Annotated in this window: 14 protein-coding genes; 1 reads left to right on the top strand and 13 read right to left on the bottom strand. The window is 73.9% G+C overall.

The window, feature by feature from the left end; genetic code table 11:
- Positions 1-35: 35 nt before the first annotated feature.
- From ACI78S_RS14595 to ACI78S_RS14580, 4 genes are all read right to left on the bottom strand, one after another.
- Positions 36-1,343: an ABC transporter substrate-binding protein gene (locus ACI78S_RS14595; protein ID WP_456974486.1), complete on the bottom strand. Its 1,308-nt coding sequence runs from the start codon at positions 1,341-1,343 to the stop codon at positions 36-38.
- Between the two features lie 103 nt (positions 1,344-1,446).
- Positions 1,447-2,574 (bottom strand): ABC transporter ATP-binding protein, encoded by a 1,128-nt coding sequence (locus ACI78S_RS14590; protein WP_456974484.1) that lies wholly within the window; start codon positions 2,572-2,574, stop codon positions 1,447-1,449.
- Between the two features lie 201 nt (positions 2,575-2,775).
- A complete protein-coding gene (locus ACI78S_RS14585; RefSeq protein WP_456974482.1) occupies positions 2,776-4,287 on the bottom strand; it encodes a potassium/proton antiporter in 1,512 nt (503 codons plus the stop codon).
- A 54-nt stretch (positions 4,288-4,341) separates the two neighbouring features.
- Complete coding sequence (locus ACI78S_RS14580; RefSeq protein ID WP_456974480.1) at positions 4,342-4,527, bottom strand: hypothetical protein; 186 nt, start codon at positions 4,525-4,527, stop codon at positions 4,342-4,344.
- A 94-nt stretch (positions 4,528-4,621) separates the two neighbouring features.
- On the opposite strand from ACI78S_RS14580, the gene ileS reads away from it, so the two are divergent.
- Positions 4,622-7,774, top strand: a complete 3,153-nt coding sequence (gene ileS / locus ACI78S_RS14575) for an isoleucine--tRNA ligase (protein ID WP_456974478.1) — start codon at positions 4,622-4,624, stop codon at positions 7,772-7,774.
- 96 nt (positions 7,775-7,870) lie between these two features.
- Here the strand turns inward: ileS and ACI78S_RS14570 are convergent, their stop codons facing one another.
- The 9 genes from ACI78S_RS14570 to ACI78S_RS14530 all read right to left on the bottom strand — a co-directional run bounded on the left by ACI78S_RS14570 (position 7,871) and on the right by ACI78S_RS14530 (position 15,435).
- Entirely contained in the window at positions 7,871-8,749 is an 879-nt protein-coding gene (locus ACI78S_RS14570) for an endonuclease domain-containing protein (protein WP_456974476.1), read from the bottom strand.
- Positions 8,750-8,963: 214 nt separating this feature from the next.
- On the bottom strand, positions 8,964-9,575 hold the full coding sequence (locus ACI78S_RS14565; RefSeq protein ID WP_456974474.1) for a hypothetical protein: 612 nt from the start codon (positions 9,573-9,575) through the stop codon (positions 8,964-8,966).
- Positions 9,576-9,688: 113 nt separating this feature from the next.
- Positions 9,689-10,405 (bottom strand): DivIVA domain-containing protein, encoded by a 717-nt coding sequence (locus ACI78S_RS14560; RefSeq protein WP_456974472.1) that lies wholly within the window; start codon positions 10,403-10,405, stop codon positions 9,689-9,691.
- A 103-nt stretch (positions 10,406-10,508) separates the two neighbouring features.
- The gene (locus ACI78S_RS14555) at positions 10,509-10,802 is read right to left on the bottom strand and encodes a YggT family protein (protein WP_456974470.1); all 294 of its coding nucleotides are present in this window, start codon (positions 10,800-10,802) and stop codon (positions 10,509-10,511) included.
- A gap of 56 nt (positions 10,803-10,858) precedes the next feature.
- Positions 10,859-11,587, bottom strand: a complete 729-nt coding sequence (locus ACI78S_RS14550; protein ID WP_456974468.1) for a cell division protein SepF — start codon at positions 11,585-11,587, stop codon at positions 10,859-10,861.
- A 65-nt stretch (positions 11,588-11,652) separates the two neighbouring features.
- Positions 11,653-12,423 (bottom strand): YggS family pyridoxal phosphate-dependent enzyme, encoded by a 771-nt coding sequence (locus tag ACI78S_RS14545; RefSeq protein WP_456974466.1) that lies wholly within the window; start codon positions 12,421-12,423, stop codon positions 11,653-11,655.
- Positions 12,424-12,455: 32 nt separating this feature from the next.
- Complete coding sequence (pgeF, locus tag ACI78S_RS14540) at positions 12,456-13,157, bottom strand: peptidoglycan editing factor PgeF (RefSeq protein ID WP_456974464.1); 702 nt, start codon at positions 13,155-13,157, stop codon at positions 12,456-12,458.
- A gap of 38 nt (positions 13,158-13,195) precedes the next feature.
- Entirely contained in the window at positions 13,196-14,524 is a 1,329-nt protein-coding gene (gene ftsZ / locus ACI78S_RS14535) for a cell division protein FtsZ (RefSeq protein WP_456974462.1), read from the bottom strand.
- A 329-nt stretch (positions 14,525-14,853) separates the two neighbouring features.
- Positions 14,854-15,435 carry a peroxidase-related enzyme gene (locus ACI78S_RS14530; RefSeq protein ID WP_456974460.1) on the bottom strand — a complete coding sequence of 194 codons (582 nt, stop codon included), beginning with the start codon at positions 15,433-15,435 and terminating at the stop codon, positions 14,854-14,856.
- Positions 15,436-15,454: the final 19 nt, after the last annotated feature.

Below are 15,454 nucleotides of genomic sequence, written 5' to 3'. Positions count from 1 at the left end.
GCCGGGCGGCGGACCGCCCGGCACCCCGACCGGGATCAGGCCGGCCAGCTGGCCTCGATGTTGTCCAGGGTGGTCTGCGCGTCCTGCCCGCCGCTGATCCAGGCGGTCATCTCCCGCCAGAACGAGCCGGAGCCGACCTCGCCGGGCATCTGGTCGGAGCCGTCGAAGGCGAACTCGGTGGACTCGTAGGCGATCTGCGCGATCGACCGGACCGTCTCGTTCGGGTAGACGCTGACGTCGAAGTCGGTCCGCGGCGAGATCCAGCTGCCGCTCTCGCCGTAGCCGGCCAGGGTGCCGAACTCCGCCGAGGCCAGGAACTCGACCAGCGCCTGGGCCGACTCGTTGTCCTGGGAGAAGATGCCGGCCATGTCACCGCCGCCGAGCACGGGCCGCTCCTCGGCCGACTGACCCGGCATCGGGAAGACGCCGACGAGGTTGTCGATGTCGGCCAGGACGTCGTCCGGGAAGCCGCCGTCGTCGACGACGAAGTTGCCCTGCCGGTACATGAAGCAGCCCGGCGGCTCGTCGAAGAGCGGGTTGCCCGCGGTGAGGAAGTTGTTGCTGGCGATCGACTGCCGGCCGCCGTTGGTCATGCCGTCGGCGAGCAGCAGGTCGTCGATCTGGTTGAGCACCTCGAGCACCCGCTCGTCGTTGAACGGGATCTCGTGGTTGACCCACTGGTCGTAGACGTCGCCGCCGTAGTTGATCAGCATCAGGTTCTCGACCCAGTCGGTCGCCGGCCAGCCGGTGGCCGCCTCCGACTCGATGCCGAAGCACCACGGCGCCGTCCCGGTGCCCGCCACCTGGTCGCTCAGCGACTGGAGGTCGGCGAAGGTCTCCGGCGGGGTGATGCCCGCCTGCTCGACCGCGCCCCGCGGGTAGAACACGATGCTCTTGACGTTGATGCTCATCGGCACCGCGTACTGCGTCCCGTCGACGTTGCCGATGTCCAGCACGCCCGGGATCTGGGCGTCGAGGTCGGCCTGGTCGACCACGTCGGAGAGGTCGGCGAGCAGCCCCTGCTCCGCCATCTGCCGCATGATGCCCGGCTGCGGGAAGAGCGCGACGTCGGGTGCGTCGTTGCCCTGCACGCGGGTGTTGATCAGCTGGTTGAAGTTGCCGGTCTGCTGGAACTCGACGTTGACGTCGTTCTCCTCGGCCCAGGCCTGGACCTCCGCCTGGAAGCCCTCCTCCTGGCCGCCGGTGAACGCGTACATGACCGTGATGTTGTTGCTGGTGTTCTCGTTGCCGCCGCCACCGCCGCCCTCGCTCAGGCAACCGGCGGTGAGGACGACGACGGCGCCGGCCGTCGCCGCCGCCCCGATCGTGGATCTGATGCGCATGTGCACTCCTTCGGACACTTGCTGAGCTCAGGGGTACGGGGAAGCAGGGTCGGGTGAGGACGGCGCGGCGGTGGTCGCCGCCGGCCGTTCGAGGAGGGGTGGGTCAGACCGCGGAGGAGGCCGCGACCTCGCCGGAGACGCGCCGGCCGGTCTCGGCGGAGAAGACGTGCAGCTCCTCGGGGTGGATGGCGATGTGGACCGTCTCGCCCTTCATCGGCGGCGTCTTGGCCGGCACCCGGATGGTGAGCAGCTTGTCGCCGCCGCCGGCGCCCTGGCCGGCGTGCAGCGTGCCGTAGGCGTAGGCGTCGGAGCCGAGCTCCTCGACCACGACCACCTCGAACGGGAAGCCCTCACCGTTGCCGACCAGGTGCACCGCCTCCGGGCGGAACCCGACGGTCGCCGTCTGCGCGCTCTCGCCCGACAGCGCGGTGAGGACCTCGCGGGGCAGCGGCAGGGTGCGGTCGCCGATGCAGGCGCCCTCCTGCAGCAGCGGGAGGTCGATGATGTTCATCGCCGGCGAGCCGATGAACCCGGCCACGAAGACGTTGTCCGGCCGGTCGTAGAGCTCGCGCGGGGTGCCGACCTGCTGCAGGTAGCCGTCCTTGAGGACGCACACCCGGTCGCCCATCGTCATGGCCTCGACCTGGTCGTGGGTGACGTAGACGGTGGTGACGCCGAGCCGCCGCTGCAGCGCGGCGATCTGCGTGCGGGTCTGCACGCGCAGCTTGGCGTCGAGGTTGGACAGCGGCTCGTCCATGAGGAACGCCTGCGGGTGGCGGACGATCGCCCGGCCCATCGCCACGCGCTGGCGCTGGCCGCCGGAGAGGGCCTTGGGCTTGCGGTCGAGGTACGGCTCGAGGTCGAGGATCTTCGCGGCGTCCTCGACGCGGGCGCGGATCTCCTCCTTCTTCATCCCGGCGATCTTGAGCGCGAAGCCCATGTTGTCGGCCACCGTCATGTGCGGGTACAGCGCGTAGTTCTGGAAGACCATCGCGATGTCCCGCTCCTTGGGCGGCAGGTGCGTGACGTCGCGGTCGCCGATCCGGATCGACCCCTCGCTCACCGCCTCCAGCCCGGCCAGCGCCCGCAGCGAGGTGGACTTGCCGCACCCCGACGGGCCGACCAGGACGAGGAACTCGCCGTCGGCGATGTCGAGGTTCAGCGCGTTCACGGACGGCCGTTCCGCGCCGGGGTACTGGATCGTCGTGTGGTCGTACGTGATGGCGGCCATCGTGGGGCGTCCTCTCCGCAGTGCCGGTGCACCGGGAGGACCGCCCCGGGCCGACCGCCGGCCGGGCCTGTCGTCGACCTCCTGGTGCGTTCACCGGAACCTTGGCACGCACCTGTGGTGGGCGCCACAGATGGGTCGCGATCTGATCACTTCCGTTACCGGTCGGTGATCTTCCGCAACGCCTGGTGGTGGCGCTGGTGTCTAGTCGGCCTCGCCCGCGGCCCCGCTCTCCCCGCGCCAGTTGGCCAGCCGCCCCGCCCGGCTGACCGCCCGCAGCCGCCGTTCCGCCTCGGCCCTCGACCGGCGCGCCGAGACCAGCAGCGCCTGGTCGCCGCGCATCAGCCGCGTCGTCTCGTCGGGGACGAAGGAGCGGCCGTCGCGGACGATGAGGACCACCGCGGCGTCCTCGGGCAGGCGCAGCTCGGGCAGGTAGACGCCGTGCAGCCGCGAGCCCGCCGGGATGGTCATCTGCATCAGGTCGGCGTCGAGCTCCTCCAGCGGCGCGGACTCCACCTGCACCTCGCGCGGCGCGATCGGGCTGGCGATGCCCAGCCGGCGCGCCACCCAGGGCAGCGACCGGCCCTGCAGGACCGTGAAGACGACGACGAGCACGAACACGGTGTCGAAGACGTCGGTCGCGCCGGGCACGTCGGCGGTCAGCGGGATGGTCGCGACGACGATGGGGACGGCGCCGCGCAGCCCGGCCCAGGAGATGAACGCCTGCTGCGCCCACGGCATGCGGAACCAGACCAGGCTCGCCGCGACCGAGAGCGGGCGGGCGACGAGCAGGAGCGCCAGCCCCACCACCAGGGCGGAGCCCACGGCGCCGTCCAGCCGGTCCGGCGACACCAGCAGCCCGAGCAGGACGAACAGGCCGATCTGGGCCAGCGAGGCCATGCCCTCGGCGAAGCCGATGCTGGCGGCCCGGTGCGGCAGGGGGGCGTTGCCCAGCACCAGACCGCACAGGTAGACGGCCACGAAGCCGGAGGTGTGCAGCAGCACGGCCGACGAGTAGGCCAGGACGCACAGCGCGAGCGTGGCCAGCGGGTAGAAGCCCGACAGCGGCAGCGCCGAGCGGCGCAGCAGCTCGGCGCCGGCGAACCCGACGAGCAGGCCGACCGCCGTGCCGCCGAGCAGCTCGCCGACGATCAGCAGACCGGTGAGCCACCACGGCTCGTCCGTCCCGCCGGTCAGCCGCTCGGCCAGCACGACGACGAGCAGGATCACCGGCGCGTCGTTGAGACCGCTCTCGACCTCGAGGGCGGCCACCATGCGGCGCGGCAGGGGCAGCCGGCGGAGGGTCGCGAAGACCGCGGCGGCGTCGGTGGAGCTCACGACGGCGGCCAGGAGAAGGGCGAACGCCCAGGAGAGCTCGAGCAGCCAGACGGCGATCGCGGCGGTGACGACGACGCTCACCGCCACGCCCACGGTGGACAGCGCCAGGCCCGGCCCCAGGCTGCGCCGGACGTCGGCCCACCGGGTCGTCAGGCCGCCCTCCGCGAGGATCACGACGAGGGCGGCGTACCCCAGGGTCAGCGTCAGCGAGAAGTCCTCGAACTGGATCCCCGCCCCGGCCTCGCCCAGCGCCACGCCGAGCAGGAGGTAGAGCAGCAGGCTGGGCAGGCCGAGGCGGTCGGCCAGGCGCAGCGCCACGGCCGCGGTCAGCACCACGAGCGCGCCGACGGCCAGCGCGACGGTGACCGTCGTGTTCACCGCGCGCCCTCCATGCGTGCAGTCTCCCGTACGCGTGTTTCCGGCCCGGGACGCTCAGCCGCCGAGCGCGCCCGCCCAGCGCCAGTCGCCGTCCGGGCCGAGGAACTCGACCCGCTGGACCTCCTCCTCGTCGTCGGGCCGCTCCCCCGACACGGCCCACTCCAGCGCGTCCTCGTGCCGCTCGAACTCGGCCTCGGCGACCACGTCGCCCATCCCGTCGAGGAAGCGGTAGCGGGTCACGCCGGCGAGGCTAGGGCCCGGTCCGCCCGGCCGGCGGGCGTCGCGGCGCCCGGCCTGCGCGAAGCCGGTTGTCGGCTCGGGGACAATGGGGTGCGTGAGCGAACCGCGCGCGACCGGCCCCTTCACGGCCCTGCCCCCGCAGGTCGACCTGCCCGCCCTCGAGCAGGAGATCCTGCAGCGCTGGGAGGCGGACAAGGTCTTCGCCCGGTCGCTGGAGGCCTCCGCCGGCCGGCCGCAGTGGAACTTCTACGAGGGCCCGCCGACGGCGAACGGCCGGCCCGGCACGCACCACATCGAGGCCCGCGCCTTCAAGGACGTCTTCCCCCGGTTCAAGACCATGCAGGGCTGGCACGTGCCCCGCCGGGCGGGCTGGGACTGCCACGGCCTGCCGGTGGAGATCGCCGTCGAGCAGGAGCTCGGCTTCGCCGGCAAGCCCGACATCGAGCGGTACGGCATCGCCGAGTTCAACGCCCGCTGCCGCGAGTCGGTGGAGCGCCACGTCGACGCGTTCACCGAGCTCACCCGGCGCATGGGCTACTGGGTGGACCTGTCGACCGCCTACTGGACGATGGACCCGGCCTACATCGAGAGCGTCTGGTGGTCGCTCAAGCAGGTCTTCGACTCGGGCCTGCTGGTCGAGGACCACCGGGTCGCGCCGTACTGCCCGCGCTGCGGCACCGGGCTGTCCGACCACGAGGTCGCCCAGGGCTACGAGTCCATCACCGACCCCTCGGTGTACGTGCGGCTGCCGGTCACCAGCGGCGAGTGGGCCGGCCGGGCCGACCTGCTCGTCTGGACGACGACGCCGTGGACGCTGCCGTCGAACACCGCCGTCGCCGTCCACCCCGACGTCACCTACGTCGTCGCCCGGCGCGGCGAGGACACCCTCGTCGTGGCCGAGCCGCTGCTCGGCGCCGTCTTCGGCGACCTCGACGACGTCGAGGTGCTGGCCCGCACCACCGGGCAGGACTGGGAGCGGGTGCGCTACCGGCGGCCGTTCGAGCTGGTCGCCTTCCCCGAGGGCGACGCCCACTTCGTCGTCCTCGCCGACTACGTGACCACCGAGGACGGCACCGGGCTGGTGCACCAGGCGCCGGCGTTCGGCGCCGACGACCTCGCCGTCTGCCGCGCCTACGGCATGCCGGTGGTCAACCCGATCGACCCCTCCGGGCACTTCCTGCCCGAGGTCGGCCTGGTCGGCGGCCACTTCTTCAAGGCCGCCGACCCCGCCCTGGTGGAGGACCTGCAGCGGCGTGGGCTGCTCTGGAAGGAGCAGCGCTACGAGCACAGCTACCCGCACTGCTGGCGCTGCCACACGCCGCTCATGTACTACGCGCAGCCGTCCTGGTACATCCGCACCAGCGCGGTCAAGGACCAGCTGCTCGCCGAGAACGAGCGCACCACCTGGTACCCCGAGACGATCAAGTGGGGCCGCTACGGCGACTGGCTGCGCAACAACGTCGACTGGGCGCTCTCCCGCGACCGGTACTGGGGCACCCCGCTGCCCATCTGGCGCAACGACGAGGACCCCTCGCGGATGATCGCCGTCGGCTCGCTGGCGGAGCTCTCGGAGCTGACCGGGCGCGACCTCTCCGCCCTCGACCCGCACCGGCCGTTCATCGACGAGGTGACCTTCACGCTGCCCGGTGAGGCGGGCACCTACCGGCGGGTGCCGCAGGTCATCGACGCCTGGTACGACTCCGGCTCGATGCCCTTCGCCCAGTGGGGCGCGCCCTACCGGAACGCCGACGAGTTCGAGGCCGCCTACCCGGCGCAGTTCATCTGCGAGGCGATCGACCAGACCCGCGGCTGGTTCTACTCGCTGATGGCCGTCGGCACGCTCGTGTTCGGCAAGAACTCGTACGAGAACGTGCTGGTGCTGGGCCACATCCTGGCCGAGGACGGCCGGAAGATGAGCAAGCACCTGGGCAACATCCTCGAGCCGATCCCGCTGATGGACCGGCACGGCGCCGACGCCGTCCGCTGGTTCATGCTCGCCGGCGGCTCGCCCTGGTCGGCCCGCCGGGTGGGGCACGAGACGCTGTCCGAGGTCGTCCGGAAGGTGCTGCTCACCTACTGGAACACCGCCTCGTTCTTCACGCTGTACGCCGAGACCAACGGCTGGGACCCGGCGGCGTCGCCGGCGCCGGCCCCGGCCGAGCGGCCGCTGCTCGACCGCTGGGCGCTGGCCGAGCTGGCCCGGGTGACCGCCGGCGTCACCGACGCGCTGGAGGACTTCGACACCCAGGGCGCCGGGCGGCTGATCTCGCAGTTCGTCGACGACCTGTCCAACTGGTACGTCCGGCGGTCGCGGCGGCGGTTCTGGGACGGCGACCCCGCGGCGCTGGCGACGCTGCACGAGGTGCTGCACGTGCTCACCCGGCTGATGGCGCCGTTCACGCCGTTCGTCACCGAGGAGGTGTGGCAGCGCGCCGTCGTCCCCGGCCTCGGCGACGCGGTCGACTCCGTGCACCTGTCCTCGTGGCCGGCGGTCGACGAGTCGGCCCGCGACGAGGCCCTGGTCGAGCAGGTCGCGCTGGTGCGCCGGCTGGTCGAGCTGGGCCGCGCCGCCCGCACCTCGGCGAAGGTGCGCACCCGGCAGCCGCTGGCGCGGGCGCTGGTCGCCGCGCCGGGCTGGGCGGAGCTGCCCCGCGACCTCGTCGCCGAGGTGGCCGACGAGCTCAACGTGGCCGAGCTCGTCGAGCTCTCCTCGGTCGAGGGAGGGCTGGTCGACGTCGCCGTGAAGGTCGACTTCCGCGCCGTCGGCCGCCGGCTGGGCAAGCAGGTGCAGGCGGTCGCGAAGGCGGTGGCCGCCGCCGACCCGGCCGAGCTGGTCGCCGCCTACCGGGCCGGGACGGCGTCGGTGGAGGTGGACGGCGCGCCGGTGCCGCTGCAGGAGGGCGACCTGGTGGTCACCGAGACGCCGCGCGAGGGCTGGACCGTGGCCAGCGGCGGCGGGCTCACGGTGGCGCTGGACCTCACGCTCACCCCCGAGCTGGAGCGCGCCGGCCGCGCCCGCGAGGCCATCCGGCTGATCCAGGAGGCGCGCAAGGCCAGCGGCCTGGAGGTCAGCGACCGGATCGAGCTGTGGTGGACCGCCGAGGGCCCGATGGCCGAGGCGCTGACCGAGCACGGCGAGCAGGTCGCCGGCGAGGTGCTCGCGGTCGCCGTCCACGCCGGTCAGGAGGGCCCGGGCACGGCGGTGGACGGCCCCGAGGGCTCCCGGCTCTGGCTCGCCCGCGCCTGACTCCCCGGGCTTTCGGTACCGAAAGCCCGGGCCGCCGCCGGGGCCTTCTGCACTGAAAGCCCGGGCCGCCGGGGGGCTTCCTGCACCGAAAGCCCCTCAGCGGCGGGCCGCCGGCACCCCGAGGGCGGCGGCGATGCGCGCGACGACCGCGGGCATGTCCCGCAGATCCGCCGCACTCAGCCGGATGACCCGCCAGCCGGCAGCGGTCAACCGGCGATAGCGGGCGTCGTCGCGGACGATCTGCAGACCCTCGAAGTGGTAGGCGCCCTCGTACTCGACGAGGACGCGCTGCTCCGGCCAGGCGAGATCCACCCGCCCCACGAACTCCCCGTCGTGGACGACGTCGAACTGGGGCACCGGCGCCGGCAGGCCCGCGCGGGCGCAGGCCACCCGCACCCATGACTCGGGAGGGCTCTCCGCCCGACCGTCGATCAGCGGGACGACCTTCGCCACGCGGGCCGCACCCCAGCGCCCTCGCCGCTGCGCGACCCAGCGGGCGAACGCCTCGGGGTCGAGATGCCCGGTCCGCACCATCCCGTCGAGCAGACCCACGGCCGTCGCCGGCGGCTCCAGCGCCGCGACGTCCCAGGCGGTGCGCAGTGGCACCGTCAGCCGGACGCCATCGCTGGCGCGGACGTCGGCGGCCTCGATCTCCGTGCGGTGGAGGCGCACGCCACGGGGGCCGCGCCACGTCGCGTCCGGCGGAACCAGGACCAGGACCGGGTCGGTGGCCGCGGCGAACGGCGCGCCGTACCAGGCGGCCGCGGACCTCCCACCGAGGGCAGCCGTCGGCGGCATCACCAGAGCAGCGCCACGCGCGTGCAGGAGGTGGTCCGCGACCAGCGACGGGTCGGCGTACACGTTGTGCAGGAGGCGCCGGTACAGCCCCGACTGCAGCTGCCTGCGCGTCGCGGCGCCGGCGGCGACAGCGTGTGATCCGACGAAGACCCCGTGCAGGGGCTGGGGCGCAGGCACCCCGGCAGCCTGGCCCAGGTCGTCCGCCCCTCGGGCCCGTCGTCCACAGGCCCGGGGCCTTCGGTACAGGAAGCCGCCCGGTGCTCGAGGGGGCGTTCGGCACAGAAGGCTCGAAGTTGGAGAAGGCGTTCGGTACAGAAAGCCCGGCGCTCGAGGGGGCTTTCGGTACAGAAAGCCCGGAGTTGGAGGGGCTTTCGGTACCGAAAGCCTCTGGTCAGGCGCGGCGGCGGGCGCGCTCGCGCTCGGCGGTGTGCCGGTCGGGCTCGCAGACGCCGCAGGGGGTGAACCCGTCGGTGCGGGCCTCGTCCAGCGGCAGCGGGATGGGCTCGAACCCGGCCAGCCGCGGGCAGTCGGCCAGGTGGTACCGGGGGTGCTCGTCGACCACGAAGACCTCGTCCTTGAGGTCGACGACGAGCAGCAGGTCGGTCACCTCGACGTCCTCGACCGGCGGTTCGCCCTGCTCGACCGCGGCGGGCGGCGGGGCGGGCGCGGCGGCCCGCTCGGCCCCGGCGCCGTCGACGCGAGCCGGCTCCTCGTCGGCCGGCTTCTCGTCGGCGCGGTCCGGCTTCTCGTCGGCCGGGTTCTCGTCGGCGCGGGACGGTTTCGCGTCGGCGGGCGGCGACGCGGCGGCTCCGCGGGCCACCCCCGCCGGGCGCCGCGGCCTGTCCGCGGCGGCCGACAGCCCGCGCCGGGAGAGGACCAGCAGGACGGCGGCGATGGCGCAGACCGCCACGGTGGCCCAGTAGAGGACCGACGTGCCGGTGGCGAGGCCGGCGACGAACAGGCCGAGCCCCAGCAGCACGAGGAGCCCCGCAGCCAAGATCACGCCCGCACTGTATCCGCGCACGACGACAGCGGCCCTGCGGACACCGGTCCGCAGGGCCGCTGGGGTCGACGGCTCCGCCGCACGTCCCCCGCGGGGAGCAGCGGCGCCCGCTCTCAGGCGGTGGCGTGCTGGGTCTGCCGACCGCCCAGCGCCGGCTCGGCCGAGCCGCGGCTGTCGAGGTCGCGCAGGTGCGACTCGAGGTAGGAGCGCAGCCGGGTGCGGTACTCGCGCTCGAACGTGCGCAGCTCCTCGATCTTGCGCTCGAGGCTGGTGCGCTTCTCCTCGAGGGTGGCGACCGACTCGGCGTGCCGGCGCTCGGCGTCCTGCTCGAGGGCGGCCGCCTTGGCGCGGGCCTCGCGCTCCATCGTCTCGGCGCGGGTGCGCGCGTCGCCGACCATCGAGTCGGCGCGGTGCTTGGCCTCGCTGACCATCTGCTCGCTCTTGGCGCGCGCGTCGGCCATCAGGCGCTCGCTGTTGGTCTTGGCGCTGACCAGCATCTGCTCGGCCTGGGTCTTGGCCTCGTTGACGTAGCGGTCGGCGGTCTCGGTGGCCAGGGCCAGCATCCGCGAGGCACGCGCGCTGTCGTCCTCGCGCGGCGCCTGCACCGGGGGCGGCGGCGGGGCCTGCACCACCGGCGCCGGCGGCTCGGGACGCTCCGCGGGCGCGCGGCCGCTGCTGGCGCGCAGCTCGTTGTTCTCCTCGATCAGCCGGGCCAGCTCGGCCTCGACGACGTCGAGGAAGGCGTCGACCTCGTCCTCGTCGTAGCCCCGCTTGCCGATCGGCGGCTTCTTGAAGACGACGTTGTGCACGTCGGCAGGCGTCAGTGGCATCGGGGGGTCACCTCGGGTCGGACGGCGGGAACCGGATCGTTCTCGGACGAGCGGCGGCGGACCACGCCCCTCCGGCGATCCCGGGCCCCGGGGGGAGCATCGGTCACGTGCGGGCGAGGTCGGTCGTGATGCCACGCAGGATGAACACGGCCAGCAACAGCACCATAAACCCGAGGTCCAACCGGATGGACCCCAGGTTCAAGGGCGGGATGACCTTGCGAACGGCCTTGAGCGGGGGGTCGGTGGTCGAGTAGACGACCTCGAGACCCGCCGCGACCAGTCCCTGCGGGCGCCAGCTGCGGGCGAGCACCATCACCCAGTCCACGACGAACCGGGCGAAGAGCAGCACGAGGAAGACGAGCAGCACCGAGGAGACGATCTGCCAGAAAAGAGCCACGGTCCTCGCTCGTTCGGGGCACCTCGTGTGCCGGGTCGGCCGGTCCTGCCACGCCGTCAGGACTGGTCGAAGAACCCGCCGTCGCGGATCCGCGCCTTGTCCTCGGCGGTCACGTCGACGTCCCTCGGGCTGAGCAGGAACACCTTCGCCGTGACGCGCTCGATACTACCGCGCAGACCGAAGATGAGCCCCGCAGCGAAGTCGACCAACCGCTTCGCGTCGGCGTCGTCGAGCTCGGTGAGGTTCATGATGACCGCACCGCCCTCGCGGAAGCGCTCGCCGATCTGGCGCGCGTCGTTGTACGTGCGGGGGTGCACGGTGGTGATCCGGTACGGCTCCTTGACCACCGGCGCCGGCTCCGGGACCGCCACCGGCTCGCGCACGGCCAGGCCCGCGGCGCCGGACGTGGCCGTCGCGCCGCCGGTCACCGCGCTCGCCCGCGAGGCGCCCGAGGTGGGCGCCGCCGGGGCCAGGCCGAGCGGGCGGGCGCTCGCCGACCGGCGGGCGCTCGCCGGCTCCGGCTCGCGGGCCGGCGGCAGCTCCTCGGCCTCGAGCTCGTCGTCGGCGTAGCCGGCCCCGCGGTAGCCCTCGTCCGCGTAGCGGTCGTCGGCGTAGTCGGTGCCGCCGTAGCGGGAGTCCTCGTAGCGGGAGTCCTCGTACCGGCCGTAGCGGCGGTCCTGGTCGAGGTGGTCGGCCTGGCGGGCGTCGTACCGGCCGTACCCCCGTGCGTCGTCGTCCTCGACGAGCCCGAGGTAGATCCCCATCCTCCGCATGGCTCCGGCCATCGGACCTCCCCCTCTACTGGTGTCCTCAGCGTCGCGGTCGTTCGTCAACTCTGTCCAACGAGGCATCACAGCTCTGGGTCGTCCGTGGCCCCTGTGACTGGTGTGACTCGTGTGGTTGGGATCCCCCGATCCTCCTGGGAGGGTAGGGGGCGCTCGCCGAAGATCGCGGTTCCGACACGCACGAGAGTGGCGCCGGCCGCGATCGCCTGCTCCAGGTCCCCGCTCATGCCCGCCGAGAGCTCCACCGCCTCGGGGTGGTCGGCGCGCACGCGCTCGGCGAGGGCGGCGAGGCGGGCGAAGGCGGGGGCGGGGTCGGCGCCCCGGGGGGCGACGGCCATGAGGCCGCGCAGCCGCAGGCCGGGCAGGTCGGCGACGGCGTCGGCGAGCGCGGGCAGCGCGTCGGGGTCGGCGCCGCCGCGGGCGGCCTGCTCCCCCTCCGGGCCGCCGAGGTCGACCTGCAGCAGGACGTCGAGGGGGCGGCCGGCCGCCTCCCCCGCGCGCCCCAGGGTGGCCGCCAGCGGCAGCCGGTCCACCGAGTGGACGACGGCGCCGAGCCGGGCGACCGCGGCGGCCTTGTTGCGCTGCAGCTGGCCGATGAAGTGCCAGCGCAGCGGCAGGTCGGCCAGGGCGTCGGCCTTGCCCAGCAGCTCCTGGGCGCGGTTCTCGCCGAAGTCGGCGTGGCCCAGCGCGGCCAGCGCGCGGACGGCGTCGGCGGGGACGGTCTTGCTGACGGCGATCAGCCGCACGTCCGAGGGGTCGCGGCCGGCGGCGCGGGCGGCCGCCGCGATCCGGTCGAGGACGGCGTCGAGGTTCTGCTGGAGGGCGGACGCGGGCACGGCAGGGATCCTCCCAACCGCACCCGGGGCGCTCACGAGAGCCAGACGACCCCCGCCTGGCGGCCGGTGACGCCGTCGCGGCGGTGGGAGAAGTGGAAGGGGTCGTCGAGGGTGCAGCGCGGGTCTTGCACTACCTGGCGGACGCCGGCCGGGCCGAGCTGCTCGGCCACGCCGGCGCGCAGGTCCAGGCCCGGCGTGCCGCGGCGGGTGCGCACCGCCGCGGCGGGGACGACGCGGGCGACCTCGGCCCGCATCGCCGCGGGGACCTCGTAGCAGGCGCCGCACACGGCCGGGCCGAGCAGCGCCGTCGTGGTCGCCGGCCGGGCGCCGAGGCGGCCCATCGCGGCCAGCGCCGCCGGCACCACCTCCTGCCGCACCCCCTCGCGCCCGGCGTGCACCGCGGCGACGACCCCCGCCTCGGCGTCGGAGAGGAGCACCGGCACGCAGTCGGCCACGAGCACGCAGAGGACCAGGCCGCGCTCGGCGGTGACCAGCGCGTCGGTGTCCGGCACCGGCGCGTCCTGCGGGCCGTCGACGACGGCGACGCCGGCGCCGTGCACCTGGGTCATCCAGACCAGGCGCTCGCCGGGGACGCCGAGCTCGCGCGCCAGCCGCTCCCGGTTGGCCGCGACGGCGACGGGGTCGTCCCCGACGTGCGCGCCCAGGTTGAACGTGTCGTACGGGGATGCGGACCGGCCGCCCCGCCGGTCGGTGACGACCTTGCGGGGTCGCACCGCCGGCGAGGCGGCCGGGGAGGGTCCGGGGGCTCCCGTCACTGACGCAGGAACTCCGGGATGTCCAGCTCCTCCTCGAAGTCCTCGCTGGACAGCGGCCGGCGCCCGTTGACCGGGCCCGGGATGGGCGGCAGCGGCGGCACCGTGAGCGGCGACCCGCCGGTGGCCGTGCGCGGGGCCGCCGGCGGGACGGCGGCCGGCGGGGTGGCCGGGGCCGACGGCGCGGGGGCGATCGGCGCCGGGGCGGCGGCCGGGGAGCCGAGGAGCCGCTCCCCCGTGGCCCGCGGGGCCGCGGGGGCGCTCACCGGCGCGGACACCGGCGCGGCCGGGGTCCGGTGCGGCAGGCCCGGGGTGAAGGCGCCGGCGGCCGCCGTGCCCGCCGGCACGGTGGCGACCCCGGCGTCCTTGCGGTTGCTCGGCTTGCCCCCGTCGAACCCGGCGGCGATCACGGTCACCCGAACCTCGTCACCCAGGGCGTCGTCGATGACGGCGCCGAAGATGATGTTGGCGTCGGAGTGCGCGGCATCGGACACCAGCGAGGCCGCCTCGTTGATCTCGAACAGCCCCAGGTCGGAGCCGCCGGAGATCGACAGCAGGACGCCGTGCGCGCCCTCCATCGAGGCCTCGAGCAGCGGGCTGGCGATCGCCTGCTCCGCGGCCAGCAGGGCACGGTTGTCGCCGCGCGCGCTGCCGATGCCCATGAGCGCCGAGCCGGCGCCGGACATGACCGACTTGACGTCGGCGAAGTCCAGGTTGATCAGGCCCGGGGTGGTGATCAGGTCGGTGATGCCCTGCACACCGGAGAGCAGCACCTGGTCGGCGGTGCGGAAGGCGTCCATCACGCTGACGTTCCGGTCGCCGAGCTGCAGCAGCCGGTCGTTGGGGATCACGATGAGCGTGTCGCACTCGTTGCGCAGCTCCTCGATGCCCGCCTCGGCCTGCACGGCCCGCCGCTTGCCCTCGAAGGCGAACGGCCGGGTGACGACGCCGATGGTCAGCGCGCCGAGCTTGCGGGCGATCGAGGCCACCACGGGCGCTCCACCGGTGCCGGTGCCGCCGCCCTCCCCCGCGGTCACGAAGACCATGTCGGCGCCCTTGAGCACCTCCTCGATCTCCTCGCGGTGGTCCTCCGCGGCCTGACGGCCGACGTCGGGCTGCGCACCGGCGCCGAGGCCGCGGGTGAGCTCCCGGCCGACGTCGAGCTTGACGTCGGCGTCGCTCATCAGCAGCGCCTGGGCGTCGGTGTTGATGGCGATGAACTCGACCCCCTTGAGGCCGACCTCGATCATCCGGTTGACCGCGTTCACCCCGCCGCCGCCGATGCCGACGACCTTGATGACCGCTAGATAGTTGTGCGGAGGTGTCATGCGGCGCTCCCCAACTGGACCCTCATCCTCAAGTACAGGCTTACAGTTATGTCAACTCGGTCGACGGAGAGGAAGTTAGGCAGGCCGTCGGGGCGGCACAAACACCCTCGGCGGGTCGGCGTGTCGGTGTCGCAGAACCTCACGGTTCTCGCAGGACCCGTTCGTCACATCGGAATCACGCGCTGTGACGACTCGCCCCGCGAACGTCTCATGCCGGGCTCCACGGTGCGCCAGGGTGCCGAGGACCACATCGGCAGATCTCCTGCCGCCTCCGGGCGTGTCGCGCGTGTCGAGCGTGTCGGCGGGGACGGCTGTGACGATCCCTCGAGTCAGGCTCGCGGGATGCGTCCGAGCAGGTAGAACTCCTCGTTGGGCGGGATCGCGGCCCAGTGCGCGAGCCGGTTCGAGAAGGCGAAGAGCCCGACGATCGCGCCGACGTCCCACACGTCGTCATCGGTGAGCCCTGACCCGCGCAGCCGGTCGAGGTCGCCGGCGGTCACGCCGACCGGCTCCACCGCCAGCCGCACGGCGACGTCGAGGACGGCGTGCATGCGCGGGCTCAGGGGCGCCTTGCGCCAGTCGACGGCCACCTGGTCGGCGAGGTGGGGGTCGCGCGTGCGGATCCGCGCGATCGCGCCGTGCGCGACGACGCAGTACAGGCAGTCGTTGGCCGCGCTGGTCGCCACCACCACCAGCTCGCGGTCGCCCTTCGACAGCGCCGGCGTGTCCTTGTCCATGAGCGCGTCGTGCAGGGCGAAGAACGCCGCCGCCTCGGCCGGCCGCCAGGCCAGCGCGGCGAACACGTTGGGCAGGAAGCCGGAGCGCTCCTCGACCTCGGCGTAGCGCTCGCGCAGCTCGGGGGCCAGCTCGGCGGGTGGCGGGACGGGGAAGCGGCTGATCGGCGCGGTCATGGCCGTCATGCTCCCCCGG

This window comes from Geodermatophilus sp. SYSU D00815, assembly GCF_054050035.1.
This window is presented reverse-complemented; position numbering and strand designations above follow the sequence as displayed.